The organism is Microbacterium sp. NPDC055357, from assembly GCF_053644835.1.
Genome location: NZ_JBSHLZ010000002.1, coordinates 313054 through 339714 on the forward strand (window position 1 = coordinate 313054; position 26661 = coordinate 339714).

Genomic DNA, 26661 nt, shown 5'->3' on the forward strand with positions numbered 1-26661 from the left:
GATGGAGCCCATGACCGACTCGACCGCCGCGGCAGTCTCGGACCTCTCGTTCGAGCAGGCGCGCGACGAACTCGTCCGCGTCGTCGCCGAGCTCGAACAGGGTGCTCCGACCCTCGAGCACTCGCTCGCACTGTGGGAGCGCGGCGAAGCGCTCGCGGCTCGGTGCGAGGAGTGGCTGCTGGGCGCCAAACGACGGCTCGAGGCCGCGCGCAGCACATCCGAGCCGGACGCGGAGGCGTGATGGCCCCGCGCCAACCACGGGTCGTGGCCGAGCTCGGCCGCCCTGAGACACCCGACGAGACCGCCAGCCGCAAGGCCGAGGCGTCCCGCGTCTACCGGTCGAGCCAGACCACGCGCAACCTCATCGCGGCGCTGCTCGTGACGATCGCGATCGTCGCGGTCATCGTGCTGGGCGTGCCCCGCGGCACTCCTCCGCCGCGGGATCCGATCGACGTCGCGGCGACGGCCGAGAGCATCGGCGTCGCCGAGGGCCACACAGCGATCGCCCCCGATCTGCCGGCGGCGGATTGGGTCGTCAACCGCGCGGCGGTCGAGGGTGACGGCTCGGTCCGCGCCTGGACGATCGTCTACGCCCCCGCCGACGAAGACATCCCCGGCTTCCTCCGCGTCGCGCAGGCCTTCGACGCCGACGACGGCTGGGCTGCCCGGATCCTGTCGGGCTCGGCACCGACCGGCACGCAGTCCATCGGCGGCGTGACCTGGGACCGTTACGATCTCGACGCCTCGCGCACCGGCAACATCACGGTCGCCCTCGGTGCGACCGCCGGCGACGACACGATCCTCATCTACGGCACGGCTGCCGACCCCCTGCTCGAAGACATGGCGGCCGCGGTCGCCGACGAAGTGCTGGCTCTGCGAAAGGACGCCGAATGAACGGGATGCCGACACCGCAAGAAGCGTGGGACGAGATGCGGCGCGGCAACGAGCGATTCGTGGCAGGCGCACCCCGCCACCCTCATCAGGGTGCCGATCGCCGGCACGAGCTCGCCACGGGGCAGCGTCCGCACGCGACCCTCTTCGGGTGCTCGGACTCGCGCCTCGCGGCCGAGATCATCTTCGACAAGGGCCTGGGCGACCTGTTCGTCATCCGGAACGTCGGCCAGGTGATCTCGGAGTCGGTCGTGGGCAGCATCGAGTACGCCGTCGAGGTGCTCGAAGTCCCCCTCATCGTCGTCCTCGGCCACGACGAGTGCGGCGCCGTCGCCGCTGCGATCGAGAGCACACAGCTCGACGCCCCCGCGCTCGCACCGCAGATCTGGCGTCAGATCGCGCCCATCGTGCCCGCCGCGCGACGCGTGATCCGCGAGCAGACGGTGCACGGCATCCGGCCCGAGAAGGTGGACCCCGAACTCGTCGGCCGAGAGCATCTGCGCGACACCGTCTCGTCGCTGCTCAACGCGTCCGAGCTCATCAGCCTGGCCGTCGCCGAGCAGCGCGTCGGCATCGTGGGCGCCAACTACCGCCTGGCCGAGGGGCTCGCCGCCCCGGCCATCAGCCTCGGCGTCTCGACCGACGCCTGACCCACCCAGATACGAGAGGAACGACGCCGTGACCGACATCGAGTACCGCATCGAGCACGACACCATGGGAGAAGTCCGGGTGCCCAAGGACGCTCTCTATGCCGCGCAGACGCAGCGCGCCGTCGAGAACTTCCCGATCTCCGGAGACCGCCTCGAGCCGGCGCAGATCGCCGCTCTCGCGCGCATCAAGAAGGCCGCGGCTCTCGCGAACGCCGAGCTCGGCACGCTGGACTCCGGGGTCGCGAACGCGATCGCTCGCGCCGCGGACCGCATCATCGCGGGTGAGTTCGCCGACCAGTTCCCGATCGACGTCTATCAGACCGGCAGCGGCACGTCGTCGAACATGAACATGAACGAGGTGCTCGCCAAGCTCGCGACGCTCGACCTCGGGCAGCCGGTGCACCCGAACGATCACGTCAACGCGTCGCAGTCGTCGAACGACGTGTTCCCGACGTCGGTGCACATCGCCGTGACGCAGGAGCTCATCGACGACCTCATCCCGGGTCTGGACCACCTCGCCGTCGCGCTCGAGGCGAAGGCCGAGGCATGGCGCAACGTCGTCAAGTCGGGCCGCACGCACCTCATGGACGCCACCCCCGTCACCCTCGGCCAGGAGTTCGGCGGCTACGCCCGGCAGATCCGCCTGGGCATCGAGCGGGTGCAGGCCGTTCTTCCGCGCGTCGCCGAGGTTCCCCTCGGCGGCACCGCCGTCGGCACCGGCATCAACACGCCGCTCGGGTTCCCGCAGAAGGTGCTCGAGCTCATCGTGAACGACACCGAGCTGCCCATCACCGAGGCGAAGGACCACTTCGAGGCGCAGGCGAACCGCGACGGTCTGGTCGAAGCATCCGGCGCCCTGCGCACGGTCGCCGTCTCGCTCACCAAGATCAACAACGACATCCGCTGGATGGGGTCGGGGCCCAACACGGGTCTGGGCGAGCTGCACATCCCCGACCTGCAGCCGGGCTCCTCGATCATGCCCGGCAAGGTCAACCCCGTCGTGCCCGAAGCCGTGCTCATGGTGTGTGCGCGGGTCATCGGCAACGACGCCACGATCGCCTGGGCCGGCGCGTCCGGCTCGTTCGAGCTCAATGTCGCGATCCCCGTCATGGGCTCGGCGCTGCTCGAGTCGATCGAGCTGCTCGCCAACGCGTCCCGCCTGCTCGCCGACAAGACGATCGACGGGCTCGAGGCCAACGTCGACCGCGCGGCGGCCTTCGCCGGCATGTCGCCGTCGATCGTGACGCCCCTCAACAAGCTCATCGGATACGAGGCTGCGGCCAAGATCGCGAAGCACTCGGTCGCCAACGGGATCACGGTGCGCGAGGCCGTCCTCGACCTCGGCTACGTCGAACGGGGCGAGCTGACGATCGAACAGCTCGACGAGAAGCTCGACCTGCTGTCGATGACCCATCCCGGCTGATCGGATTCGAACACCACACGGGCGCTCCGGGGTCCATAATCAGGGAGTGGCCCGAACACCACGCCCGATCTCCGCGCGCGTCCGCATCCTTGGTGCGGTGCTTGTCGTCGCCTGCGTCGGGCTCGCGATCGTCGGCGGGGTGACGTTCCTCGTGCAGCGCGCCTGGGTCGTCACCGAGATCACCGAGCGCCTCGAGGCGCAGGTCGCACGGCTGCAGACGGTGGCCGACGCCCCGACGTCGTCGACCCCCCAGGACGGGTCGGCGCAGACGGCGGTCGAGAACATCGCCGTCGCCGACTTCCCGTCCGTCGACGCGTACCTCGAGGCGGTCGTCGCGCGTCTCGTGCCCGCCCGGAACGAGGCCTCGATGGCGATCGTCGACGGCGTCCCCCGGTTCGTGCCGTCGACGCTGTCGGGCTTCGACATCTCGGACGACCAGGACTTCACCGACCGCGTCGTCACCGAGACGGCGTCGGGCGCCACGGTGATCGGCACGGCGGTGACCCCCCGCGGATCGCTGCGCTACATCGCGATCCCGATCCGCATGGACGGCGACCCGCAGGAGGGCGTGTATGTGCGCGCCGTCGACATGGAGGCCGAGCTCGAGCCGGTGACGGCGGCCATCGCGACCTACGGCATCGCCGCCGTCGTCGTGCTCGTCGCGATGGGCGTCGTGGGCTGGTTCGTCACGGGACGCCTGCTCTCGCCGATCCGGCACCTGCGCGAGACGGCCGACAGCATCACCCTGACCGACCTGTCGCCGCGCCTGCCCGCCGTCGGAAACGACGAGATCGCCGACATGTCGCGCACCGTCAACTCGATGCTCGACCGTCTCGAGGGTTCGGTCGACGTGCAGCGTCAGCTGCTCGACGATGTGCGGCACGAGCTGAAGACACCCATCACGATCGTGCGGGGCCACCTCGAGCTCATGAATCCGAGGGATGCCGCCGATGTGACCAGCGCCCGGCAGCTGGGCATCGCGGAGCTCGACCGCATGACGCGGCTCGTCGAGGACATCGACCTGCTCGCGAGCGTCGAGGGGGGCTCGTTCGCCGTCGACCGCATCGATCTGGCCGCCCTCACGCAACGCGTCGGCGAGCTCGTCGCCGTCATCCCGGGGCACGTCTGGCGGGTCGAGCACGTCGCACGCGGCCGCATGATGGGCGACCACGACCGCTTGCTGCAGGCGTGGCTGCAGCTCGCCGAGAACGCCGCCAAGTACACCGCCGAGGGTTCGGCCATCGAGCTCGGCAGCGACAAGGACGCCACCGGCATCCGTCTCTGGGTGCGAGACCACGGCAGCGGCATCCCCCCGGCGCAGCGGCACCGCATTTTCCGCCGCTTCGATCGCGCGCACGGCAAGCGCAGCGTCGGCGGATCCGGCCTGGGCCTGGCGATCGTCGATGCGATCGCCAAGGCGCACGGCGGACACTGCGCCGTCACGGACTCCCCCGGCGGCGGCGCGACCTTCACGATCCACCTCCCCGTCCCGGTCTCGACGACGGAGTTCCCCGCACCCGTCCGCGCCGGCGACGTCGTGCTGCAGCGAGAGGCTTCGGGATGACCACCATTCTGATCATCGAGGACGAACCGCACATCGCGGCGTTCATCGCGCGGGGGCTGAAGACCGCCGGCTACGACACGATCCTCGTCGAAGACGGTGCCGAGGGGCTCGAGGCCGCCCTCAGCGGCGCGGCCGATCTCGTGCTGCTGGACATCGGGCTTCCGACGATGGACGGCCTCGAGGTGCTCCGCGAGCTGCGCGCGCGGGCCACCGGGATCCCGGTCATCATGCTGACCGCGCGGTCGAGCACGCGCGACACGGTCGAGGGTCTGGATGCCGGTGCGAGCGACTACGTCGCGAAGCCCTTCACGTTCGACGAACTCCTCGCGCGCGTGCGCTCACGGCTCCGCGAATCCGCCCAGCAAACCGGCATGCTGGTGAGCCACGGCGACGTCGTGCTCGACGTGCTCGCACGCCGCGTGACCGTCGCGGGGGTCGCCGTCGAGCTCTCGGCACGCGAGTTCGCCCTCGCCGAGCAGTTCCTGCGCCATGCGGGCAGCGTGCTCAGTCGCGAGCAGCTGCTCAGCAGCGTCTGGGGGCTCGACTTCGATCCCGGTTCCAACGTCGTCGACGTCTACGTCCGCTACCTGCGGGGCAAGCTCGGTGCACACCACATCACCACCGTGCGCGGCGAGGGCTACCGCTGGGAATAGTCCCGCGCACGAGAGAAGCCCCCGACGCTGGGGACGTCGGGGGCTGGAAGGCCGGTCTTGGGGGAAGCCGGCCGCACATCAATCGCGGAAGTCTGGGGAACCGTGCGATCGATCTCTCTTCGAGCCGTCTCCGGTCAGGGGTTTCTCGGAAACGGACGGTGTCACCGCCGGAGCGGAGGTCTGGGGGCGCGGCTTCGCCTCGCCGAAGCGGCTGGGGCGATCTTCGCGACCGTAGCTGTCGTCGTGGTCGTCGGGACGCGCGGGATGTGAGCGGTCGCCGTCGTCGCCTCGATCGGGGCGTGTCGCGGGGGCGGGGGGAAGCGCCGCCGCGGGCGGCGCAGCGGGCGAGATGACCACCGGCGCAGGCGCGGGCACGGTGCGCGTGACGGGCGGGTCCACCTCGTGCGGCACGGCGGGAGCGACGACATCGACCGGCGGTGCCACCTCGGTCGGCGGGGCCGGGGGTGGGGCGGGGATGTGCGTCGTCAGCGGACCGACGGGCTCGACGACAGGGTCCGTGACCGGCTCGGTCACGGCAGAGACGTCGGCGGGCCCGGCAGCGGGGCGCGGAGTGACGGTGAGCTGCGGTGCGGGCCGCACGTGGACCATGGCGGATTCGACCGGTTCGCCGGGCGATTCCGCGAGAACGGCGGTATTGGTCACGGCCACGGTGGCGACGACGGCGGCCGTCACCGCGAACGCGGTCGTGCCTCCGATCGCGATCCGTGCACGCGTGTCCACGAGAGCCCCCTTCGAGTCCGCGATTTCACGGACCCTTCAATGGTGACAGAGCGCACCCCCTGCGTGACCCCCTTCCGGGTGAGACTTCTCTCATGCCGGCATTCGGATTCAGGCCATCTCACCGGCCTCGAGCAGGTCGGTGACCAGCGCTGCGATCGCCGAGCGCTCGGATCGGGTGAGGGTCACATGTGCGAACAGTCCGTGTCCCTTCAGCGTCTCGATGACCGACGCCACACCGTCGTGCCGCCCCACGCGCAGGTTGTCGCGCTGCCCGACGTCGTGTGTGAGCACGACGCGGGAGTTCTGCCCGATGCGACTGAGGACCGTCAGCAGGACATTGCGTTCGAGCGACTGCGCTTCGTCGACGATGACGAACGCGTCGTGCAGCGACCGCCCGCGGATGTGCGTCAGGGGCAGCACCTCGAGCAGGCCTCGCTCGATCACTTCGTCCAGCACGTTGCCCGAGACGACCGATCCGAGCGTGTCGTAGACCGCCTGGCCCCACGGGTTCATCTTCTCCTGCTGGTCCCCCGGCAGGTATCCGAGCTCCTGCCCGCCGACGGCGAACAGCGGCCGGAAGACGATGATGCGCTTCTGCTGCTGGCGCTCGAGCACGGCCTCGAGGCCGGCACACAGGGCGAGGGCCGATTTGCCGGTGCCCGCGCGGCCTCCGAGCGACACGATGCCGACTTCGGGATCCAGCAGCAGGTCGATCGCGATGCGCTGCTCGGCGGAGCGGCCATGCAGCCCGAAGACCTCGCGGTCCCCGCGCACGAGTGCGAACGATCCGTCGCCCGTCACCCGGCCGAGCGCCGATCCGCGCTCGGAGTGCACGATGAGTCCTGTGTTGACGGGGAGCCCGTGCACGTCGGCGCTCTCGGCGACTTCGCTCTCGTACAGGTCGCTCATCTCGTCGCCCGAGACGTGGATGTCGGCGATGCCCGTCCACCCCGAGTCGACCGCCTGCTCGGCGAGGTACTCCTCGGCGCTCACGCCGAGCGATGCCGCCTTCACGCGCATCGGGAGGTCCTTCGAGACGACGGTGACCTCGTGCCCGTCCTGCGCGAGGTGCATCGCGATCGCGAGGATGCGGGTGTCGTTGTCGCCCAGGCGCATGCCCTGGGGCAGCACGGTCGCGTCGGTGTTCGACAGCTCGACGCGCAGCGAGCCGCCCTCGCCCACGGGCACGGGGAAGTCGAGGCGGCCGTGCTCGACGCGCAGCTCGTCGAGGTGACGCAGCGCCTGACGCGCGAAGTACCCGATCTCGGGATCGTGACGTTTGCCCTCGAGTTCGGTGATGACGACGACCGGGATCACGACGCTGTGCTCGGCGAAGCGGAAGAACGCCCGCGGATCGCTCAGCAGCACCGAGGTGTCCAAGACGTAGGTGCGCAGCGTCTGGTCGGTCGGATCGACGCCCGACAGTTCCTGATCGCTCTGCTTGTGTGGTGCTCGTGTGGTCACAACCCACTCCCCGCCCCCGGGTGGAGAACCCGGCAGTCACGAGTCGACCAGGTGTCACGAGTCGCGATCCATGGGGCCGACCCGACCGGGCACGGTGCCCGATGCGACGAACGTACGTCTGCCGTGCGGCATCCGGCGCGTCCGACACGCCGCCGACGGGTTACGCGTCGGTGAACACGCGTGTCACCACACGCGCGCCGCAGCGAAGGCCGCGAGGGCGTCGCCGAAGAGCCGCAGCGTGTCGGCGGTCGTTCCGACGTGCGGTGACACGCGCACCTGACCGAAGCGCGCCGTGACGGTGAGGCCGTGGTTCTCGAGCGACGCGGCGAGAGGAGCGGCATCCTGCGGCGCGGGGGCGAGCGTCACGATCCCGCCGCGACGCCGGGCTTCGCGCGGGGTGACGACGGGCACGTCGTAGCGCTCCGCCGTGCGGACGACCTCGGCGGTGCGCCCCGCGAGCTCCGCCTCGATCGCGGCGACGCCGACGTCGCGCACGTCGCGCAGGGCGGTCGCGAGACGCGCTGCGTCGAGGGTGTCGGGGTACGCGACCGTGAACGAGCGGGCGGATGCCGCCGGCAGCGGCACGACGTCGGAGAGCGGATCCCCCTCGACGCCCGCGAAACCCGAGAGCACCGGCTCGAGCCGCTCGAGCGCGCGTTCGCCGAACCATGCGAACCCCGTGCCCTTGCCGGCGCGCAGCCACTTGTAGCCGTTGGCGCAGACCACGTCGGCGGCGAGGTAGTCCGCCTCCACGGCGCCGAAGCCCTGCACGGCGTCGACGATGAGCAGGCGGTCTCCGATGACGTCGCGCAGCGCCGTCAGGTCGGCTCGATAGCCCGTGCGGAAGTCGACGAGGCTCACGGCGACGGCACGCGTGTCGTCGGTCAGCGCAGCGCGCACGACGTCGGGCGTGACGAACCCGTCGTCGGGCTCGACCCACTGCGGCGTGATGAATCCGCGTGCGTCGCTCGCGCGCGTCGCCGCGACCGTGAGCGACGGGAACTCGCCGCGCGAGAGCACGAGACCGCCGCCGGTCAGCCCGTACAGCGCGTGCATGAGGCCGTACGTCGTCGACGGCTGCAGCGTCACCTCGTCGGGGTCCGTCCCCATGAGCTCGGCGATGAGCTCCTTCGCCTCGCGAACGTGGTCGGCGACGAGTTCGATGCTCGAGCGGCGAGCCGAGCCGAGCATCTCGATGTCAGCCTGCGCCTCGCTGCGCACCGAGGGCGAGAGCGGGCCGAACGCGGCCCAGTCGAGATAGCCCGGTTCGCCGTCGAACGACTGCTGGAACGCCTCGAGGTCCATCATCGTCAGCCTCCGAATCGGCGGTCGCGATCGGTGTAGTCGCGGATCGCCCGCAGGAAGTCGACCTCTCGCAGGTCGGGCCCCAGCGCCTCGACGAAGTAGAACTCCGAGTGCGCGGACTGCCAGAGCAGGAAGTCGCTCAGTCGCTGCTCGCCCGACGTGCGGATGACGAGGTCGGGGTCCGGTTGCCCCCCCGTGTAGAGGTGCTCGCCGATCTGCTCGGGAGTGAGGCTCTCGGCGAGCTCCTCGAACGATCCGCCCGAGGTCGAGTGCGCCGCGATGATGCTGCGCACCGCGTCGACGATCTCGCCCCGACCGCCGTAGCCGACGGCGAGGTTCACGTGCAGCCCCGTATTGCCCTTCGTGCGCTCCTGCGCATCGTCGAGCACGCGCGCCAGATCCGGCGGCAGCAGCTCCGACCGGCCCACGTGCTGCACGCGCCAGTCGCGTTCGCGCGACAGTCCGTCGGCGAGTTCGGCGATGATGTCGATGAGATCGGACAGCTCGCGGGAATCCCGCTTGACCAGGTTGTCGTTGGAGAGCAGGTACAGCGAGACGACGTCGACGCCGATCTCGTCGCACCAGCCGAGGAAGTCGCGCATCTTCGCCGCACCGGCACGGTGCCCGTGCGCGGCCGACTCGTAGCCGAGCTGCCGCGCCCAGCGCCGGTTGCCGTCGATCATCATCGCGACATGCCGCGGCACCGCCGCTGCATCCAACCGGCGACGGAGCCGGTTGATGTACAGGCGATAGAGGGGCCCTCGGCCCTCGTTCGACGAAGCGCGCGCCACACGCCTACGCTACCGCCCGCGGGCACGCGGCATGTTCGTCACGGCATACACCGACGCGTAGCCTGAGCACGTGACCAGCCGCAACGGTGTTCCCGCAGAACCCGACGTCCCGGGACTGCCTCTCATGGAGGCCGCGGCCGTCGATGCCGCGACGCCTGAGATCCGGCCGACCTGGCGCGGCTGGATCCATGCCGCGACCTTCCCCGTCGCGATCGTCGCGGGGATCGTGCTCATCGTGCTGGCGCAGGGCGGCCCCGCGAAGTGGGCTTCCGCCGTCTTCATGGCGACGTCGCTGCTGCTGTTCGGCAACTCGGCGCTCTATCACCGGTTCGACTGGGGTCCGAAGACGAGGATCATCCTCAAGCGGATCGACCACGCCAACATCCTGCTGCTCATCGCCGGCACCTACACGCCGATCGCCGTCCTCGCGCTGCCGACGTCGCAGACCGTCATCCTGCTCTCGCTCGCGTGGGGCGGCGCGCTCCTGGGGATCCTGTTCCGGGTGTTCTGGATCGACGCACCGCGATGGCTCTATGTCGCGCTGTACCTCGTGCTGGGCTGGGCGGCCGTCATGTACATCGTGCCGCTCTTCCAGGCCAACCCGGCCATGATGATCCTCGTCATCATCGGGGGTCTGCTCTACACGGTCGGCGCCGTCGCCTACGCGCTCAAGCGCCCGAATCCGTGGCCCGGGCACTTCGGGTTCCACGAGATCTTCCACGTCTGCACCGTGCTGGCGTTCCTCTGCCATTGGACGGCGTGCCTGCTCATCGCGCTGCAGCCGGCCTACCACGGCCCCTGAGCCCGCTACGGGCGCGGGGGAACCCGCGGATCCTCGTCGGGCTCGGCAGCATCCCGTCGCCCGTCCGCATCGAGGGCCTCGGCCTCTTCGCGCAGCTCGTCGGCGATGTCGGCACGTACGCGACCCCGGCGGATGCGACGCAGCATGTCGAAGATGAGCAGGAAGACCGCCACGACCACGAGCACGATGACGGCGAAGCCCAGCGGACCGGGCGTCACAAGGGATGGGTCGACCGTCATGCTCGGCGTCGGCTGGGGGTCGGCGGTCGCGAGCGCGGCGATCACGTCGTGCATGGTGTCCTCGATCCGCGCCGGAAGCGCATAGCCTGGATGTCCAGCCTAATCTTCCCGACAGGACCGCGATGACGACCCAGGACATGCTCGATCGGCGCTACGGCCGACGCGGTCGCGGGGGCTCGCGGGCGCTCGTCATCATCGGCATCGCGCTCGCCGTCGTCGCCGTGGGACTGTTCTCCTGGATGACGGTGGCCTCGTCTCTCGACTCCGTCGATGCCGACACGACCGGCTTCGACCTCGTGGATGAGCGCACGGTCGTGCTCGATTTCCAGTTCACCTCTCCCCCGGGCCGCAGCGTCGCGTGCGTCCTCGAAGCGCAGGACGAAGAGCACGGCGTCGTCGGCTGGAAGGTCGTCGAATACGAGGCGTCCGACATGCACGGCCGCGCGTACCGCGAGGTCATCCCGACGACCGCGCCCGCGGTGTCGGGGTTTGTCAACGACTGCTGGGTGACGTAGTCTTTTCCCGTTCACGCCCTGGCCAGCGCCGGGGCGTTCGACGTACCGGCCCCCCACAGCAAGGAGATCGACGTGTCCAGCGATGCCCCGGTGACCTTCCTCACCCAGGATGCCTACGACCGTCTCGCCGCCGAGCTCGAGCAGCTCTCGACCGTCGGCCGCGAGGAGATCGCCAAGCGGATCGAAGCCGCGCGCGAAGAGGGCGACCTCAAGGAGAACGGCGGCTATCACGCCGCGAAGGATGAACAGGGCAAGCAGGAGGCCCGCATCCGCACGCTGCAGCAGCTGCTGAAGGACGCGACCGTCGGCGAGGCGCCCGAGAGCACGGGCGTCGTCGAATCCGGCACGGTCGTGACCGCGATCGTCGCCGGCGGCGAAGAGGTCTTCCTGCTCGGCAACCGCGAGATCGCCTCCGGCTCGGAACTCGACGTGTACAGCGAGGCCTCGCCCCTCGGTTCGGCGATCCTCGGTCTCACGGAGGGCGAGAAGACGTCGTACACCGCTCCCAACGGCCGCGAGATCGCGGTCGAGGTCGTGAAGGTCGAGACCTACGCGGGGCAGTGACCCCTCGCCAGGCTCCGCGCCCCCTCGACAGGCTCAGGGATCAGCCGCGAGACTGCATCCGCACGGCGAGACGACGGGGTTCACCCGCTGTCTCGCCGTGCCGTTGCAGTCTCGCGGTCATTGTTCGACGATGGCGGGGTGGAAGCCGGCCTCTTCGAGCACCGCGATGACGTGGGCGCGGTGCTCCTCGCCGCGCGTCTCGACGCTGAGCTGCAGGATGACCTCGCTGATCTGCAGGCCCTGACCGTGCCGCGTGTGCAGCACCTCGATGACGTTCGCTCCGGCATGCGACACGAGCTCTGAGACCCGCGCGAGCTGACCCGGACGGTCGGGCAGCGGGATCCGCAGCGACGTGTACCGATCGGATGCCGCGAGCCCGTGCGCGACGATGCGCTGCAGCAGCAGCGGGTCGATGTTCCCGCCCGACAGCACGCTGACGGTCGTGCCCGTGGCCTGCACCTTGCCGGCGAGCATCGCGGCGACGCCGGCGGCGCCCGCGGGCTCGACGACCTGCTTCGCGCGCTCGAGGAGCACCAGGAGCGCCCGGGCGATGTCGTCTTCGGAGACCGTCACGATCTCATCGACGACTTCACGGACGATGTCGAACGTGAGATCCCCCGGTCGCGCCACGGCGATGCCGTCGGCGATCGTGGGTCGTGTCGCGACCTCGAGCGGATGACCGGCGGCGATGGAGGGCGGGAAGGCCGCAGAGTTCTCGGCCTGCACTCCGATGACGCGGATCGTGCGTCCCACCGCGGCAGCGCGCGCCTTGAGAGCCGCGCCGACACCCGCGATGAGTCCTCCCCCGCCGATGCCGAGCACGACGGTCTCGAGTTCGGGCAGCTGGTCCCACAGTTCGATGCCGAGGGTTCCCTGCCCCGCGATGATGTCGAGGTGGTCGAAGGGGTGGATGAGGACGGCACCCGTGCGTTCGGCGAACTCCGCCGCGAGCCGCAGCGGCGTCTCGACCGTCGCGCCCTCGAGCACGACCTCGGCGCCGTAGCCGCGCGTCGCGAGGAGCTTGGGCACGGGCACCCCGAGCGGCATGAAGATCGTGGCGGGGATGCCGAGCTCCTGCGCCGCGAGCGCGACACCCTGCGCGTGGTTTCCCGCCGAGGCTGCGACGACACCGCGGGCGCGCTCCTCGGCGGTCAGCCGCGACAGACGGTAGGTCGCTCCGCGGATCTTGAACGATCCCGTGCGCTGCAGGTTCTCGAGCTTGAGGTGCACGGGCACCCCGAGCAGCTCGGACAGATGCTGCGACGCGTCCACCGGAGTGGGCGAGATGACACCGGCCAGCGAGGCCGCGGCGTCTTCGAACGCCGCGAGCGCAGGGACAGCCGACCGGGTCTGAGACGTGTTCACGCGCGTGTCCTCCTGGGGCGTGGGACGGTGCTCCAGATGAAGTCACCGGTGGGTGGCGCGCCGGTCTCCCAGGAGCGCTTGCTGAGATAGACCGCCACGACGTTCGCGAATGCCGCCAGCGGCACGGCGAACAGCGCCCCCGGGATGCCGGCGATCATGGCACCGCCGGCGACGACGATGACGATCGCGAGCGGATGCACCTTGACGGCGGCCCCCATCAGGAGCGGCTGCAGGACGTGACCTTCGATCTGCTGGACGCCGAGGACGACCACAAGCATCCACAGCGCGATCCACGGACCGTTGTAGACGAGGGCGAGGAACACCGCGACGGCGCCCGTCAGCACGGCTCCCACGATCGGGACGAAAGCGCCCAGGAACACCAGGACGGCGACGGGGATCGCCAGCGGCACGCCCAGCAGGAACGCGCCGAGTCCGATCCCGACGGCATCGATCGTCGCGACCAGCAGCTGCGTGCGGGCGTAGTTCACGACCGTCACCCAGCCGGCCTTCGCCGCGCCGTCCACGGCGCGGCGGGCGCGCCGGGGGAACAGTCGCGTGGCCCACTTCCAGATCCCGGCGCCGTCGGCCAGGAGGCACAGCAGGATGAACACGGCGAGCAGCGATCCCGCGGCGACATGACCCAGCGTCGTGCCGAGCGCCAGCGCACCCGACCACAGCAGCTGCCCCTGTTCCTGCATGAGCTGACCCGCCTGCGCCAGGAGGTCGTCGATCTGCTGCGCCGTGAGGTGCAGCGGGCCGTCGATGAGGTACTGGCGGAACTGCACGACCGCCTCGACCGTGCGCGTCTGCACCGACGCCCACTCCCTGCTGATCTGCCAGCCCACGAGCCACAGCAGTCCCGACACGATGGCGAGCGTGCCGACGACCGAGATGACGATCGCGATCCATTTCGGGAGGCCTCGGCGCAGCATCCACGAGAATGCGGGCCAGAGCAGCGCCGTGACGAGGATCGCGACGAGGAGGGGGATGACGAGGAGCTTCAGCTGGATGATGAGCCAGATCGCGACGCCGATGGCCGCCGCGATGACGAGCAGGCGCCACGAATACGCCGTCGCGACGCTCAGACTCCGCGGTACGGTGCGCCCCGCGTCGGTCGTGACGACCCGGGTCCGATCGCGCAGCGCGTCGAACAATGAGCCGCGAGGCTGGGGAGCGTCGGACTCCGACTCCGTACTGCTCATCCGACAAGTCTAGGACCGGCGCATTCCGCAATCACCATGCACCGCAGCGACGTCGGCGGCCGTCATTAGGCTGACCGCGTGAAGTCCTCACTCAGTCGCGCCGAAGCCCGCCGCATCGCCGTCGCCGCGCAGGGGTTCGCTCGCCCGCGCCCCGCCGCCGTCGGCACACGACAGCTCAATCTCGCCCTCGCCCGCATGGCGACTCTGCAGATCGACTCGGTCAACGTCTTCGCGAGATCTCACTACATGCCGCTCTTCTCGCGCCTCGGGCCGTACGACCCCGCACTTCTGGATCGATTGCTGTTCGCGCGACGCCCGCCCTACCTCGAATACTGGGCGCACGTCGCGGCGTTCATCCCCGCGACCGACTGGCCGCTGTTCCGGTTCCGGATGGATGCCCTGCGCGAGAAGTACGGCACGGGTCCCGACACGTGGTTCCACGCGCATCGCCCGGTCGTGGACTGGGTGCGCGCCGAGCTCGCCGATCGCGGACCACTGCGCCCCGCGCAGATCGAGTACGACGCGCAGCGCGGCACGCGGGGTCAGTGGTGGGACTGGGACGTCGTCAAGCGCGCACTCGAGCAGCTGTGGCTCTTCGGCGAAGTGGCGATCGCCGGCAGGCGGGGCTTCGAGCGCCGGTACGCCGTGGCCGCCGATGTCGTGCCCGCCGCGGCGTTCGCCGCCCGTGTGCCGCGTGACGAGGCCGTCCGCGAGCTCGTGCGGCGCGCAGCGCGCGCCTACGGGGTCGCGACAGCGGCCGATCTGGCCGATTACTGGCGGATCAGCGACCGCCGCGCCGTCCTCGCGGCGGTGCACGACCTCGTCGATTCGCACGAGCTGCGCCCGGTCACGGTCGAGGGCTGGACGACGGGCGACCGCCCCACCCCCGCCTGGCTGCACGTCGATGCCCGGCTCCCCCGGCGCATCGACGCGAGCGCGATCCTGACGCCGTTCGACCCGCTGGTGTGGTTCCGCGACCGCACCGAGCGCCTGTTCGACGTCGAGTACCGGATCGAGATCTACACGCCCGCGCACCGCCGCCGCTTCGGCTACTACTCGCTGCCGGTACTGCAGGGCGACGACGTCGTCGGCCGCGTCGATCTCAAGGCCGACCGCGCGGCATCCCGTCTGCTCGTCCAGTCCGCGTGGTGGGAGCACGGTCATCCTCCGGATGCCGCGGCCCGGCTCGCGCACGAGCTGCAGGCCGCCGCGGCCTGGCAAGGTCTGGACACGCTGTCGGTGTCACGATGGGGCGACGCCACCGACGACCTCGCCGCCGTGCTCCCCCGTGCCGAGCGCCACGATGCAGGACCGGTCGCGGCGGGTTAGCGTGGCACTGTGCAGCGCCGTGTCATCGCAGGGATCGTCGCCGGCGTCGCGGTGGTCGCGATCGGCGCCGGCATCGCGGCGTGGACGCTGACGCGGCCGCCCTCCGCCGACGATGTCGCCGACCGCTATCTGCGCGCCCTCTCGAACGGCGACTTCGCCGCCATCGCGCCGCTGCTGCCCGAGTCGGTCGATGCCGGACACCTCGAGACGGCCTTCGCCGGGGCGACCGGGCACCTCACCGACTACACCGTGACGCTGACCGGCGACGGCGACGCGGTCAGCGCGAGAGCCGACGTCCTCCTCGGTGGCGCGGACGGCGTCGTCGTCTTCGGTCTCGCCCGCACCGATGACGGCTGGACTCTCGCACAGGACTTCCTCGCGAGCCTCGAGGTGAGCACGACGCTCGGCGATTCCGTCCTCGTCGGCGACGCCCTCGCGCCCGCGGACGAACCGATCGCTCTGCTGCCGGCCGTCTATCCCGTCTCAGCGGCGCCCGCCGGTATCCTCGAGGGGGACATCGAGGTGACCGCGACGAACGACGAGCCGGTGACGGCGGCGCTCGACCCGACGCTCGCGCCCTCTGCGACCGACATCGCCCAGCGACGGCTCGACGACTACGCCGCGCAGTGCACGGCGCCGGCGGCGACGATCCCGGAACGCTGCGGGCTGCGCGCACCGTGGGCCGCAGACCTGCGCACACTCGACGCCGTCGCGTTCCGCGTCGAGACCCTGCCGTCGCTGCGCATCGCCGACGACGGCCGATCGTTCGCCGCGACCGGCGGCGCCGTCGTGGCGACGGTGACCGGCACGACGAGGGCAGGGTCCGCCGCATCCTTCACGTATCGATCGGAGGACTGGTCGATGTACGGAACGGTCCGCTTCGAGGGCGAGCAGATGGTGCTGCTCGTCGACTGACCGACAATCCGAGGTCGAATCCGTGCGACAGATGACGCACATCAGAGGCCTTCGGCGCGACACTCTGCCAAGACATACCAGAATGGACGCGGTTCAACAAGACTTCCATCCCCGCGCGCGCGACGCTATGCAGGAAGTATGACAATATCCCCACCTCTACCCGAAACGGCTCGGAGGCGCCGCGGCACAGTAGCCGCGACCGTCACCGTCGCGGCTCTCGCAGCGGCCCTGCTCAGCCCCACGGCGGCATCAGCTTCCGCCGCCGACCCCGTCATCACCATCGAAGACGGCGTCACGCAGCCCGTCTTCGACTACGGCACGGCCGTGCGCGAACGCGTCTTCATCCCCGTCGAGGGTGTCGACCAGGACAACGACGGTGTGACCGACGTCACCTCGGTCGACATCATCCGCCCGGCGCAGGCCTCGGCGGACCTCAAGGTCCCGGCCATCATCGACCCCAGCCCCTACTACACGACCCTCGGACGCGGCAACGAGTCCCAGCGTCTGACCGACATCGACGGCGACGGCGTCGCCGACCTGTTCCCCCTGTTCTATGACAACTACTTCGTGCCGCGCGGCTACGCCGTCATCCACGCGCAGATGAACGGCACGGGCTGGTCGACCGGCTGCCCCCACCACGGCGGTGCGGGTGACATCGAGAGCATGAAGGTCGTCGTCGACTGGCTCAACGGTCGCGTCCCCGCCTTCAACGCCGCCGGCGACGCTGTCGCGGCGACGTGGCACAACGGCAAGTCGAGCATGATCGGCAAGTCCTACGACGGCACGCTGGCCAACGGCGTCGCCGCCACGGGCGTCGACGGCCTGTCCACGATCGTCCCGATCGACGCGATCAGCGACTGGTACCGCTACTCGCGCACGAACGGCATCCGCCACAACACGAACTACCCGGCGAGCCTGTCGAACACCGTCACCAACCCCGAGCGTCGCGCCCTGTGCGCCCCGTCGCGTGCCGTCTTCAACGACATCGACGGTGACGAAACGGGCGACATGAACCCGTTCTGGGACGAGCGCAACTACCTCAACGGCATCGACAACGTCAAGGCGTCGGTCTTCGCGATCCACGGGCTCAACGACGACAACGTCCGGATGAGCCAGTTCGGCGACTACTGGGAGGCCCTCAGCGAGCGCGACGTGCCGCGCAAGGTGTGGCTGCCCCGTCTCGGCCACATCGACCCGTTCGAGTTCCGTCGTGAGGTGTGGGTCGACACGCTGCACCGCTGGTTCGACTACTGGCTGCACGGCATCGACAACGGCATCATGAACGAGCCGCAGTCCACCGTCGAGTTCGGTCCGTCCGAGTACGTCGACGAAGCATCGTGGCCGGCCCCCGGCACCGAAACCGTCGAGCTGAACCTCTCGGGCGCGACGCAGGGCGCCGCCGGCGCGCTGCGCATGGCACCGGTCGCCGGTGCGACGACGCTCTCGTACACGGGCGGCTCCAACGCGCCCGGCGAGAACTCGTTCATCCCGAACCCGGAGAACCCGCAGGCCAACCGCGTCGTGCTGCTCTCCGAGCCGCTCACGGCGGACCTGCGCGTGTCGGGCACGCCCGTCGTCAAGCTCGACGCGTCGCTCAGCCAGGAGCAGTCGAACCTCGCCGCGCTCCTCGTCGACTACAGCACCGACGTGCGCACCCCGCGCTCGCCCGGTGACGGCGTGCTGACCACCGAGGTCCGCACGTGCTGGGGCGCCGCGAGCGAGCATGACAACGCGTGCTACCTCGAGGCTGAGCGTCGCTCGGCATCGTCGGACTTCTGGCGCCTGTCGCGCGGCGCGCTGGACTCGTCGAACCGTGAGGGCATCGCCGAGGGCCAGGCCTCGCCGGTCGTCCCCGGTCAGAAGTACGACTTCGACTGGAAGATGGAGCCGTACGACCACGTGTTCAAGGCCGGCTCGCGCATCGGCGTGATCCTGACGACGAACCTGTCGGGCTACCAGGCCGGTTCGCCCAACGCCACGGTCACGTTCGACGCGACCACGTCGACGATCGCGCTGCCCATCGTGGGTGGCTCGGGCGCCGCGTCCGCCGCCGGTCTGAACACCGTCGCCCTCGATGCAGCCGTCACGTCGCGCTGCCTCGCCGGCAAGGTGTACAACTCGGTCTCGGTCACCAACAACGACTCCGTCGCGGTGAACATCTCGGTCACGAGTGAGCACGGCAGCAAGTCGTTCGTCTCGGTGCAGCCGGGCAAGACCGCTGCGGTCTCGATCAACACCCGCACGGCGACGCTGACCGCGGGCGAGATCGGCATCAGCGGCAACGCTGACGGTCGCACCGACCGCACCACCTCCGTCACCTACCCCGCATTCACCTGCGGCTGATCCATCCCTGACGCCGGCCGCGGCATCCTGGTTCGCCAGGGTGTCGCGGCCGTCGCCTTTGGTGCAGGACGGATAGCGGCACGTGACACCTGGCACGGCCCGTCACGGCGACCGTACCGTCGCGGTGACAGCGGACCTACCCGCTCGCACCGTCGCGGAGACAGCGGACCTGCCCGCTCGCACCGTCGCGGAGACAGCGGACCGACCCGCTCGGCCCGGTCAGGGGAACGCGACCCCCTCACATACCGCCAGGCCGCACGGTGGACCGAGCCCTGGAGCCGCACCCCACGGCCGAACCCGCGCGCCGCCGCGATCCGCGTTCACCTGCCGCGCACGACTGGGCCCACTCGGGGCGTCACACCGGTCGCGTCAGAACTGCACGCGCGGCGGCTCTGAGATGGCCGCGCCGTCGACGACCTCGAAGAACTCGCGCTCGTGGAACCCGAGGTTCCGGGCGAAGAGATTGTTCGGGAACACCTTGATCTTGGTGTTCAGTTCGCGCACGCCGCCGTTGTAGAACCGGCGCGATGCCTGGATCTTGTCTTCCGTATCGACGATCGACTGCTGCAGGTGCAGGAAGTTCTGGCTCGCTTGCAGCTGCGGATACGCTTCGGCGACGGCGAACAGCGACTTGAGCGCCTGTTGCATGTGCCCTTCGGCCACGCCCGTCTCGACGGGACCCGTAGCGTTGAGCGTCTCGGCGCGGGCCCTCGTGACGTTCTCGAAGACGGCCTTCTCGTGCGCCGCGTAGCCCTTCACCGCCTCGATGAGGTTGGGCAGCAGATCGGCTCGGCGTTTCAACTGCACCGTGATGTCGGCCCACGCTTCGTCGACGCGGACGTTCAGCTGCACAAGCGAGTTGTACGTCGCCCAGAGGTAGACACCGGCGATGACGACCAGCGCCACGACGATGAGAACCGGAATGAGCCATTCCCACATAGCCACAAACTCCGTTCGAAAGATCACCTCATCCTAACGGCGGCACCCTCGCCGACACCGGCGGCTGGGGAGACTCCCAGCTACTCCCCGAGCACGCGTTCGAGGTAGGAGTTGTGGAACATGCGCGTCGGATCGAGTCGATCCCGCACGGCGACGAAGTCGTCGAACCGCGGGTAGCGCTCGCGCAGAGCCGCGGCATCCAGCGTGTGCAGCTTGCCCCAGTGCGGGCGTCCGCCGTAGCGCAGCAGAATCTCCTCGGCGGCTTCGAAGTACTCCGTCGGGTCTTCGCGCACGTACCGGTGCACCGCAATGTAGGCAGTCTCGCGCCCCGACGCGGTCGACAGCCACAGATCATCGGATGCTGCGAACCTGACCTCGACGGGAAACGAGATGCGCCACCCCTCGTCGGCGATGAGAGCGCGCAGGGAGGCGAACGCGGGAACGACGTGCTCGGCGGGCAGCGCGTACTCCATCTCGCGGAACCGCACCGTGCGTCGGTGCGCGAAGACGCGCGCCGAGCGGTCGGTCTGCTCGCGTGTGCCCGTCAGCCTCGTCGCGGCACGCGACACCGCGGGCACGACGGCGGGCAGCACCGACCCGAGCGCGCACGTCGCGCGGTACACGCCGTTGGCCAGGAGCGTCTCGTCGACCCAGCGGCCGACGACCGGCAGCGGCCGGCGCACGTCGCTCTCGGGCAGGCGCGTCAGGGTCTTCGTCAGCGCAACCTCGGTGTGCGGGAACCAGAAGAACTCCATGTGGTCGGCCTCGCGCGCGCGCACCGCGAGCCCGTCGACGACGTCATCGAGCGGCTCGCGACGTTCGACGGCGTGCAGCAGGAACGCCGGGACGCACTGGATCGTGATCTCGACGAGGATCCCCAGCGCCCCGAGCCCGAGCGCGACGGCCGGCAGCAGGTCGGCGTTCTCGTTCTCGTCGACGGTCATCCGCTCGCCGTCGGATCGCACGAGGGTGACACCGGTGACCTGCGTCGCGATACCGCCGAAGCGCGCGCCCGTGCCGTGGGTGCCCGTCGATATCGCACCGGCGAGCGATTGCCTGTCGATATCGCCCAGGTTCTGCATCGCGAGCCCGTACCGCGCGAGCAGACGCGGAATCTGGTGCAGCCGCGTGCCCGCCAGAAGCGTCACGCGCGCCCGGTCGCGGTCGACGCGCACGAGACCCGTGAGATCGGTCAGATCCAGCAGCACACCCGGCGCGACGGCGATGCCGGTGAAGCTGTGACCTGCGCCGACGGCCTTCACCCGCAGCCCGCGCGCCGCGGCGGACCGCACGGAGCGCTGCACGGCCGAGACCGATCGCGGGAACTCGACGCGTTGCGGCCGCACCGACGCCGAGCGCGCCCAGTTCTGCCATGTTCCGCCGGGGCGCGTCACAGGAACGCCTTGCCTTCGCCTCGGTACGTCGGCAGCTGCTCCACGATCGCCCCGTCCTCGATGACGTGATACCGGTCGATGCGTTCCGCGAGCTCGCCGCTCTTCGCGTGGCGGAACCAGACCCGGTCGCCGACGGCCAGCATGCGCGCCGCCTCGCCCTGCAGCGGGGTCTGCACCTCGCCGGCGCCCTCGCGCGGCAGCATCCGCAGTCCTTCCGGCCAGACGGCACGCGGCTGCCTGCTCGCCGAGGGCGGTCCCGAGGCGATCCAGCCTCCGCCGAGCACCGTGGCGATGTCGGGGCGGGGCTTGCGCACGACCTCGAGGGCGAACGCCGCGGCGGGCGCCGGCTCGAACGCGCGATAGCCGTCGAAGAGGTGGCCCGCGAGCAGGCCGCTGCCGGCGGTGAGTTCGGTGACCGATTGATCGGATGCCGTGCGCTCGAGCGAGCCCGTCCCGCCGGCGTTGACGAATTCGATCGGCGCGACATCGCGCAGTGCTGCGACGATCGCCGCGCGCCGCTCCGCCAGCTCGTGCGCCGAGCGGCGCTGCATCCACCGGATGACGCCGTCGCCGGCCCCGGTCGCGTCGCCCTGCCCGGCGATCTGCGCTTCGTACATCATCAGTCCCACGAGACGGAAGCCGTCGCGAGCCGCGATCGAGCGAGCGAGGGATGCCACCTCCCCCGGCTCGTGGAGGGGCGAGCGGTGCACGCCGATATGGCCGAGTCCCGGCGCGCACCACGACGCATCGGCGTCGATCGCGACGCGCAGCCGGGGGCGCGTACCGGGCGCGGCGACGGCGTCGACGAGGTCGAGCTGCGCGGGATCGTCGACCATGAGCGTGATGCGCGAGGCGGCCGGCTCGTCGGCGGCGAGTGCGGCGATCGCGGCACGGTCGGTCGTGGGATAGCCGAGCACGACATCGTCGTGCGTCTCGGCGAGCCAGAGTGCCTCGGGCAGCGTGAAGCCGAGGATGCCGCGATATCCGGCGAGGGCGAGCGTCGCGTCGAGCACGCCGCGCACGCGCACCGACTTGCTCGCGACGCGAATGGGCACGCCGCCCGCACGCACGAGCATGTCGAGGGCGTTGTGCCGGATCGCGGCGAGGTCGATCACGCCGACGGGGCCCGAGAGGTCGGCCACGGCACGGGTCAGCAGCGTCCAGTGCCGGGCGGGGTCGGGCCAGGTGGGGGTCGAGACGTCCGCCGCGAGCAGGTCCATGCGCCCCAGCCTACGAGGCCGTTGTGCGCGGCGCGCGAGTGCGGTTCGATGTCGGCATGACCGCTGCCATCCACTACCTCGCTCCGGGCACGAGTCGCCCCGCGTGCGGCGATACGAGCCCCGACGCGCCGGTGACCTCATCCGTGACGCTGGTGACGTGCACGGCGTGCGCACGCGTCGTCACGACGCCGCGCCGACCGACGCCGCACGGGCGCACGAACTGACGCGTCCGTGTGAGAGCACCGCGGCGTGCCGAGCCTCGGGCGGCGTGGGCCCACCCGCACGGGTTCTCGTCAGCTCCGGAACACGGCGCCGCAGCCGCCCGATGGGCGACAGCACCGCCGTACCCCCGGTGGGACTCGAACCCACACTGAAGCGATTTTAAGTCGCCTGCCTCTGCCATTGGGCTACGGGGGCGTCGTCAGCTGACGACACCCACGCTATCGGTCAGCCCGAGACGGCCGCCTTCTCGGCGTCGGCGCGCTTCGCTTCGGCCGGCTTGCCCTGGTCGCGCGGCTCGGCCGGCGGGGTGACGGCCGGCTGCGGCGGACGCGGACGCGCGGCGAACTCCTCGAAGACATAGCGCGGGTTCTGCACGGTCTCGAGGTTGACGAGGTCGCGACCCAGCCAGAAGTTGTTCCACCAGCCCCACAGCACGCGCCACTTGCGCTCCCACGACGGCATCGCGAGGCCGTGGTAGCCACGGTGGGCGAGCCAGGCGATAAAGCCCTTGAGCGCGATGTTGCCCGACTGGAAGACGCCGTTGTACAGGCCGAGACCCGCGACGGCACCCATGTTGTGGTGGACGTACTCGCGCGGCAGCTCACCGCGCAGGACGCCGACGAGGTTCTTCGCGAGCAGCTTGGCCTGCCGCACGGCGTGCTGCGCGTTGGGCACGCAGTACCCGCCGACGCCGCCGCCCGAGAGGTCGGGCACGGCCGAGATGTCACCGGCCGCCCAGGCGCCCTCGACGATCTCCTCTTCCGTGCCGACGCGCAGGTCGGGCCGGGTGCGGATGCGGCCGCGCTCCTCGACGGGCAGGTCACTGCCGCGCACGACGGTCGGGTTCGCCATGACGCCGGCGGTCCAGATGATGAGGTCGCTCGGGATGGTCTCGCCGGTGGACAGCTCGATGTTGCCGTCGACGGCACCGGTCACCTGCGTGTCCAGGTGCACCGAAGCGCCCCGCTCGGCGAGGCTCTTGAGCACCCACTCGCTCGTCTTGAGCGATACCTCGGGCATGATGCGGCCCATCGCCTCGACGAGGTGGAAGTGCGTGTCCTCGAAGGTGATCTGCGGGTAGCTCTTCACCAGCGAGGACGCCAGCGAGCGCAGCTCGGCGAACACCTCGATGCCGGCGAATCCGCCGCCGACGACGACGACCGTCAGCAAGCGGTCGCGCTCGGGGCCGGGGGGCAGGACCGACGCCTTGTCGAAGTTCGACATCAGCCGGTCACGGATCGCGACGGCTTCTTCGATCGTCTTCAGGCCGATCGCGTTGTCGGCGATGCCGGGGATCGGGAACGTGCGCGACACCGCACCGGCGGTGACGACGATCTGGTCGTACTCCTGCTGGTAGGGCTCACCCGCCACGGGAGTGATCGTCGCGACCTTGCGGGCGTGATCGATACCGGTCACCTTCGCCGCGATCACCGCCGTGCGCTTGAGGTGACGACGCAGCGCGACGACGGAGTGGCGCGCTTCGATCGAACCGGCCGCGACCTCGGGGAGGAAGGGCTGGTAGGTCATGTACGGCAGCGGATCGACGATCATGACTTCCGCTTCGCCCTTGCGGAGGAGCTTCTCGAGCTTCCAGGCGGTGTAGAAGCCCGCGTATCCGCCTCCGACGACGAGGATTCTGGGCACGGTGTTGCTCACGGCGGGGAAAACTCCTCGTGGATCAGCGGCTCGGCGCGCGGGACGCCATTCGGATGCGTCGGACAGTTGCAGTGACGCCGAGCCCCATCAGTATAGCGGTGGAGGTGAGTGCCAGAAGCGGGAGCGTGCCGTAGAGCAGCGTCTCGTAGGACGGCAGGAGAGGCGACGTCTCGATCCGACCGTCGGCGACCGGCGGGAGCGGATCGACATCGACGGGGCCGCCGGTCGGCGTCGGTGCGGGTGCAGCATCCGCGCGTCGGTAGAGCCGGATCCATTCCTGCAGACTGCCCATCGGGTTGGCCACGACGGCGGGCACCTCGGCGGCCACCGCCGCGGCGGCGTCCACGAGGCCGTAGCCGTAGAGCGGATCGGGATGCGACGTCGCGGCCGGCGCGGGGCGCGTCGTGCGGACGATGCGGTTGATGACGTTGTTGGCGTCGAGGTCGGGATGCGCCGAGCGGACCAGGGCCGCGATGCCGGCGACGATGGGCGCGGCGCCGCTCGTTCCGTCCCACAGCACCACCCGCCCGTCGGCCGAGACGCCGAGCAGCTTCTCGCTCGGTGCGGAGACGCCGATCGTGATGCCCTGCGTCGAGGCATCCAGGCTCGCGCGCCCCTCGGGGTCGACACCGCCGACGGTGAGCACGCCCGGGATGGTCGCGGGGGCGCCGACGCGCGATGTGCCGCTCGCGCGGTTTCCTGCCGCGACCACGACGACGACGTCGTTCTCGTACGCGTAGAGGAATGCGTCGTCCCAGCTCTTGTCCCAGTCGGGCACGTTCGTCGTAAGTGAGAGGTTGATCACGTCGGCGCCGTTGTCCACCGACCAGCGCATCGCCTGGGCGATCTGGTCGACGAACGGCACGGATGCCGCGGCCCCGAAGCCGACCGAGACCGACAGCAGCTCCGCCTCGGGCGCCACGCCGATCATGCCGGCGCCCGGCCCCGTGCCGCGCGCCGCGGCGAGCGAAGCCACCCAGCTGCCGTGATTGCGGTCGATCGTGCCGACCGGCTTGCGCCCGTCCGGACTCCCTGTGCCGGACACATCGATGCCGTTCACGACGGCGCCCTCGAACTCGACGGGACCGCGCGCGATGCCCGTGTCGATGATCGCGATCCGCACGCCCTCACCGCGCGTCGTCTGCCATGCCTCCTCGATGCCGTACTCGTCGAGCCAGTACTGCATGCCGCGGATGGGGTCGATCTCGGGCGCGTCCGTGGTCGAGGGGGCGGGGGCGAGCGGTGCGACGACGGCGAGGGACAGGGCGAGCGCGCCGGTCGCGAGCGCGCCGAGCCTCACCCCGCGGCTCCCGGTCGGGCGCACACGCAGCGTTCGGGAGACCACGACGACAGCGCGAGTGCGCGATCGCCGAAGGGATTGACTCCGGGTCCTGCGGCGAGCGTGTGCGCCAGCACGGCGTGCAGGCACTTGATGCGGGTCGGCATGCCGCCGGCCGAGATGCCCTCGATCTCGGCGACGTCGCCGTACGGCGCACGGTCGGCGAGGTACGCGTCGTGTGCGCGCTGGTAGGCCGCGCGCAGATCGTCGTCGTCGGCGAGCTCGTCGGTGAACTGGCGCATGACCTGACCGGCTTCGAGCGTCGACATGGCCGCGGTCGCGGCGGGATGCGTCAGGTAGTAGAACGTCGGGAACGGCGTGCCGTCGTCGAGGCGCGGCGCCGTCGCGGCGACGGTCGGGTTGCCGCAGGCGCACCGCGCGGCGACGCCGACGACACCGCGGGCGGGACGCCCGAGCTGTTCGCGAAGAACCGTCAGATCGGCGTCGGTCACGGGCGGATAGGGAGGCGTCGGCACGTCCTCCAGGGTACCGGCCACGGCTGGGGCGCCGCTGGATCGCCTCACCCGGAAGGCGACTCGTCGGGGGCGGGGTCGGGCACACCCACCGTGGGCGGGGCGACGGTCTGCGCGAGCCCCGCTTCGGTGAGCGAGCGGACGAACTGCGACATCCAGTCGGTGCGCGTCTGCTCGACCTCTTCGCTCACGGGATCCAGTTCCTGCGGACGCTGATCGGCCGGCAGATCGTTGTCCACGAGGTAGATGACCTCGCCGGGCTTGACGTAGTACAGCCGTTCACGAGCCTGCGTCGTGATGTAGGCCGGATCGCGCCAGCGCTCCCGCTGCTGCTCGAGCGCGGTCACCTCTTCGCGGCTCACCTGCACCGAGCGCTCGAGCGCGGCGATCTGCTGCCGCTGCCCGATGTAGGTGCCGATCGTGGGCACGAGCACGAATGCGGCGAGCACGACGAGCCCCAGCATGATGACCATGAATCCCGACAGTCGGATGCCGCCGAGCCATTGCCGGACGTCGACCTGGCGCGCTTCACGCGTGCGGCGGGCGCGAGCAGGGGGAGCCGTCGTCTTGGCCACGGCTCCCCCTTCTCCTCGCGGTCGGTGATCGAGCAGCCCGCCTCAGCGCCCACCCGGTGACCGAGCAGCCCGCCTCAGCAACCCACC

At 70.4% G+C, this 26661-nt stretch carries 27 protein-coding genes and 1 tRNA gene; 13 read left to right on the forward strand and 15 right to left on the reverse strand.

Annotated features, from left to right (window positions below; translation table 11 throughout):
* Position 1: 1 nt before the first annotated feature.
* From ACWICD_RS04715 to ACWICD_RS04740, 6 genes are all read left to right on the forward strand, one after another.
* The gene (locus ACWICD_RS04715) at positions 2–241 is read left to right on the forward strand and encodes an exodeoxyribonuclease VII small subunit (protein WP_376127165.1); all 240 of its coding nucleotides are present in this window, start codon (positions 2–4) and stop codon (positions 239–241) included.
* A complete protein-coding gene (locus tag ACWICD_RS04720; RefSeq protein WP_454139431.1) occupies positions 241–894 on the forward strand; it encodes a DUF4245 family protein in 654 nt (217 codons plus the stop codon). Before ACWICD_RS04715 ends, ACWICD_RS04720 begins: the two co-directional genes overlap by 1 nt.
* Positions 891–1541 carry a carbonic anhydrase gene (locus ACWICD_RS04725; protein WP_376127161.1) on the forward strand — a complete coding sequence of 217 codons (651 nt, stop codon included), beginning with the start codon at positions 891–893 and terminating at the stop codon, positions 1539–1541. The genes ACWICD_RS04720 and ACWICD_RS04725 overlap by 4 nt, the downstream gene beginning before the upstream one ends.
* A 28-nt stretch (positions 1542–1569) precedes the next feature.
* Positions 1570–2964: a class II fumarate hydratase gene (locus tag ACWICD_RS04730; protein ID WP_376127159.1), complete on the forward strand. Its 1395-nt coding sequence runs from the start codon at positions 1570–1572 to the stop codon at positions 2962–2964.
* Between the two features lie 97 nt (positions 2965–3061).
* A complete protein-coding gene (locus ACWICD_RS04735) occupies positions 3062–4528 on the forward strand; it encodes an ATP-binding protein (protein WP_454139432.1) in 1467 nt (488 codons plus the stop codon).
* The gene (locus ACWICD_RS04740) at positions 4525–5181 is read left to right on the forward strand and encodes a response regulator transcription factor (protein ID WP_454139433.1); all 657 of its coding nucleotides are present in this window, start codon (positions 4525–4527) and stop codon (positions 5179–5181) included. The genes ACWICD_RS04735 and ACWICD_RS04740 overlap by 4 nt, the downstream gene beginning before the upstream one ends.
* A 78-nt stretch (positions 5182–5259) precedes the next feature.
* On the opposite strand, the gene ACWICD_RS04745 is transcribed toward ACWICD_RS04740, so the two are convergent.
* The 4 genes from ACWICD_RS04745 to ACWICD_RS04760 all read right to left on the reverse strand — a co-directional run bounded on the left by ACWICD_RS04745 (position 5260) and on the right by ACWICD_RS04760 (position 9482).
* Positions 5260–5922, reverse strand: coding sequence for a hypothetical protein (locus ACWICD_RS04745; protein WP_454139434.1), 663 nt, complete (start codon positions 5920–5922; stop codon positions 5260–5262).
* A 108-nt stretch (positions 5923–6030) separates the two neighbouring features.
* Positions 6031–7386 carry a PhoH family protein gene (locus ACWICD_RS04750; RefSeq protein WP_454139435.1) on the reverse strand — a complete coding sequence of 452 codons (1356 nt, stop codon included), beginning with the start codon at positions 7384–7386 and terminating at the stop codon, positions 6031–6033.
* A gap of 183 nt (positions 7387–7569) precedes the next feature.
* Positions 7570–8694, reverse strand: a complete 1125-nt coding sequence (locus tag ACWICD_RS04755; RefSeq protein ID WP_454139436.1) for an aminotransferase class V-fold PLP-dependent enzyme — start codon at positions 8692–8694, stop codon at positions 7570–7572.
* 2 nt (positions 8695–8696) lie between these two features.
* Complete coding sequence (locus tag ACWICD_RS04760; RefSeq protein ID WP_376127149.1) at positions 8697–9482, reverse strand: isoprenyl transferase; 786 nt, start codon at positions 9480–9482, stop codon at positions 8697–8699.
* A 124-nt stretch (positions 9483–9606) separates the two neighbouring features.
* Between ACWICD_RS04760 and trhA the strand changes: the two genes are divergently transcribed.
* The gene (trhA, locus tag ACWICD_RS04765) at positions 9607–10284 is read left to right on the forward strand and encodes a PAQR family membrane homeostasis protein TrhA (protein ID WP_454139517.1); all 678 of its coding nucleotides are present in this window, start codon (positions 9607–9609) and stop codon (positions 10282–10284) included.
* Positions 10285–10289: 5 nt separating this feature from the next.
* Here trhA and ACWICD_RS04770 read toward each other — a convergent pair whose 3' ends face one another.
* Positions 10290–10577, reverse strand: coding sequence for a hypothetical protein (locus ACWICD_RS04770; RefSeq protein WP_376127147.1), 288 nt, complete (start codon positions 10575–10577; stop codon positions 10290–10292).
* A gap of 68 nt (positions 10578–10645) precedes the next feature.
* Between ACWICD_RS04770 and ACWICD_RS04775 the strand changes: the two genes are divergently transcribed.
* A complete protein-coding gene (locus tag ACWICD_RS04775) occupies positions 10646–11038 on the forward strand; it encodes a DUF4307 domain-containing protein (protein ID WP_376127145.1) in 393 nt (130 codons plus the stop codon).
* Positions 11039–11110: 72 nt separating this feature from the next.
* A complete protein-coding gene (gene greA, locus ACWICD_RS04780) occupies positions 11111–11602 on the forward strand; it encodes a transcription elongation factor GreA (RefSeq protein ID WP_376127143.1) in 492 nt (163 codons plus the stop codon).
* A 117-nt stretch (positions 11603–11719) separates the two neighbouring features.
* Here greA and ilvA read toward each other — a convergent pair whose 3' ends face one another.
* Positions 11720–12967: a threonine ammonia-lyase gene (gene ilvA / locus ACWICD_RS04785; protein ID WP_376127141.1), complete on the reverse strand. Its 1248-nt coding sequence runs from the start codon at positions 12965–12967 to the stop codon at positions 11720–11722.
* On the reverse strand, positions 12964–14169 hold the full coding sequence (locus tag ACWICD_RS04790) for an AI-2E family transporter (RefSeq protein ID WP_454139437.1): 1206 nt from the start codon (positions 14167–14169) through the stop codon (positions 12964–12966). Before ACWICD_RS04790 ends, ilvA begins: the two co-directional genes overlap by 4 nt.
* A 78-nt stretch (positions 14170–14247) precedes the next feature.
* Between ACWICD_RS04790 and ACWICD_RS04795 the strand changes: the two genes are divergently transcribed.
* The 3 genes from ACWICD_RS04795 (at position 14248) to ACWICD_RS04805 (ending at position 18756) form a co-directional block, all read left to right on the forward strand.
* Positions 14248–15498 carry a winged helix-turn-helix domain-containing protein gene (locus ACWICD_RS04795; RefSeq protein WP_454139438.1) on the forward strand — a complete coding sequence of 417 codons (1251 nt, stop codon included), beginning with the start codon at positions 14248–14250 and terminating at the stop codon, positions 15496–15498.
* Positions 15499–15507: 9 nt separating this feature from the next.
* Positions 15508–16413 (forward strand): hypothetical protein, encoded by a 906-nt coding sequence (locus tag ACWICD_RS04800; RefSeq protein WP_376127136.1) that lies wholly within the window; start codon positions 15508–15510, stop codon positions 16411–16413.
* A 138-nt stretch (positions 16414–16551) separates the two neighbouring features.
* Positions 16552–18756 (forward strand): CocE/NonD family hydrolase, encoded by a 2205-nt coding sequence (locus ACWICD_RS04805; RefSeq protein WP_376127134.1) that lies wholly within the window; start codon positions 16552–16554, stop codon positions 18754–18756.
* A gap of 369 nt (positions 18757–19125) precedes the next feature.
* Here the strand turns inward: ACWICD_RS04805 and ACWICD_RS04810 are convergent, their stop codons facing one another.
* From ACWICD_RS04810 to ACWICD_RS04820, 3 genes are all read right to left on the reverse strand, one after another.
* Positions 19126–19695: a LemA family protein gene (locus ACWICD_RS04810; protein ID WP_454139439.1), complete on the reverse strand. Its 570-nt coding sequence runs from the start codon at positions 19693–19695 to the stop codon at positions 19126–19128.
* Positions 19696–19775: 80 nt separating this feature from the next.
* Positions 19776–21089 carry a D-arabinono-1,4-lactone oxidase gene (locus ACWICD_RS04815; RefSeq protein ID WP_454139440.1) on the reverse strand — a complete coding sequence of 438 codons (1314 nt, stop codon included), beginning with the start codon at positions 21087–21089 and terminating at the stop codon, positions 19776–19778.
* Positions 21086–22309 (reverse strand): alanine racemase, encoded by a 1224-nt coding sequence (locus ACWICD_RS04820; RefSeq protein WP_454139441.1) that lies wholly within the window; start codon positions 22307–22309, stop codon positions 21086–21088. Before ACWICD_RS04820 ends, ACWICD_RS04815 begins: the two co-directional genes overlap by 4 nt.
* 56 nt (positions 22310–22365) lie before the next feature.
* Here ACWICD_RS04820 and ACWICD_RS04825 point away from each other — a divergent pair, with 56 nt between their 5' ends.
* The gene (locus ACWICD_RS04825) at positions 22366–22533 is read left to right on the forward strand and encodes a hypothetical protein (RefSeq protein ID WP_454139442.1); all 168 of its coding nucleotides are present in this window, start codon (positions 22366–22368) and stop codon (positions 22531–22533) included.
* Positions 22534–22653: 120 nt separating this feature from the next.
* Here the strand turns inward: ACWICD_RS04825 and ACWICD_RS04830 are convergent.
* The 5 genes from ACWICD_RS04830 to ACWICD_RS04850 all read right to left on the reverse strand — a co-directional run bounded on the left by ACWICD_RS04830 (position 22654) and on the right by ACWICD_RS04850 (position 26574).
* Positions 22654–22726, reverse strand: a tRNA-Leu gene (locus tag ACWICD_RS04830).
* A gap of 30 nt (positions 22727–22756) precedes the next feature.
* The gene (locus ACWICD_RS04835) at positions 22757–24175 is read right to left on the reverse strand and encodes an NAD(P)/FAD-dependent oxidoreductase (protein ID WP_376127265.1); all 1419 of its coding nucleotides are present in this window, start codon (positions 24173–24175) and stop codon (positions 22757–22759) included.
* A 34-nt stretch (positions 24176–24209) separates the two neighbouring features.
* Entirely contained in the window at positions 24210–25487 is a 1278-nt protein-coding gene (locus ACWICD_RS04840; RefSeq protein WP_376127124.1) for a S8 family peptidase, read from the reverse strand.
* Positions 25484–26002 carry a DUF501 domain-containing protein gene (locus ACWICD_RS04845; protein WP_376127123.1) on the reverse strand — a complete coding sequence of 173 codons (519 nt, stop codon included), beginning with the start codon at positions 26000–26002 and terminating at the stop codon, positions 25484–25486. The genes ACWICD_RS04840 and ACWICD_RS04845 overlap by 4 nt, the downstream gene beginning before the upstream one ends.
* 44 nt (positions 26003–26046) lie before the next feature.
* Positions 26047–26574 carry an FtsB family cell division protein gene (locus ACWICD_RS04850; RefSeq protein ID WP_376127121.1) on the reverse strand — a complete coding sequence of 176 codons (528 nt, stop codon included), beginning with the start codon at positions 26572–26574 and terminating at the stop codon, positions 26047–26049.
* Positions 26575–26661 lie beyond the last annotated feature (87 nt).

Coding starts and splice junctions, on each gene's coding strand:
- ACWICD_RS04715 (WP_376127165.1), top strand. CDS start 2: ATGGAGCCCATGACCGACTCGACCGCCGCGGCAGTCTCGGACCTCTCG.
- ACWICD_RS04720 (WP_454139431.1), top strand. CDS start 241: ATGGCCCCGCGCCAACCACGGGTCGTGGCCGAGCTCGGCCGCCCTGAG.
- ACWICD_RS04725 (WP_376127161.1), top strand. CDS start 891: ATGAACGGGATGCCGACACCGCAAGAAGCGTGGGACGAGATGCGGCGC.
- ACWICD_RS04740 (WP_454139433.1), top strand. CDS start 4,525: ATGACCACCATTCTGATCATCGAGGACGAACCGCACATCGCGGCGTTC.
- ACWICD_RS04755 (WP_454139436.1), bottom strand. CDS start 8,694: ATGATGGACCTCGAGGCGTTCCAGCAGTCGTTCGACGGCGAACCGGGC.
- trhA (WP_454139517.1), top strand. CDS start 9,607: ATGGAGGCCGCGGCCGTCGATGCCGCGACGCCTGAGATCCGGCCGACC.
- ACWICD_RS04770 (WP_376127147.1), bottom strand. CDS start 10,577: ATGCACGACGTGATCGCCGCGCTCGCGACCGCCGACCCCCAGCCGACG.
- ACWICD_RS04775 (WP_376127145.1), top strand. CDS start 10,646: ATGACGACCCAGGACATGCTCGATCGGCGCTACGGCCGACGCGGTCGC.
- ACWICD_RS04790 (WP_454139437.1), bottom strand. CDS start 14,169: ATGAGCAGTACGGAGTCGGAGTCCGACGCTCCCCAGCCTCGCGGCTCA.
- ACWICD_RS04805 (WP_376127134.1), top strand. CDS start 16,552: ATGACAATATCCCCACCTCTACCCGAAACGGCTCGGAGGCGCCGCGGC.
- ACWICD_RS04810 (WP_454139439.1), bottom strand. CDS start 19,695: ATGTGGGAATGGCTCATTCCGGTTCTCATCGTCGTGGCGCTGGTCGTC.
- ACWICD_RS04820 (WP_454139441.1), bottom strand. CDS start 22,309: ATGGACCTGCTCGCGGCGGACGTCTCGACCCCCACCTGGCCCGACCCC.
- ACWICD_RS04825 (WP_454139442.1), top strand. CDS start 22,366: ATGACCGCTGCCATCCACTACCTCGCTCCGGGCACGAGTCGCCCCGCG.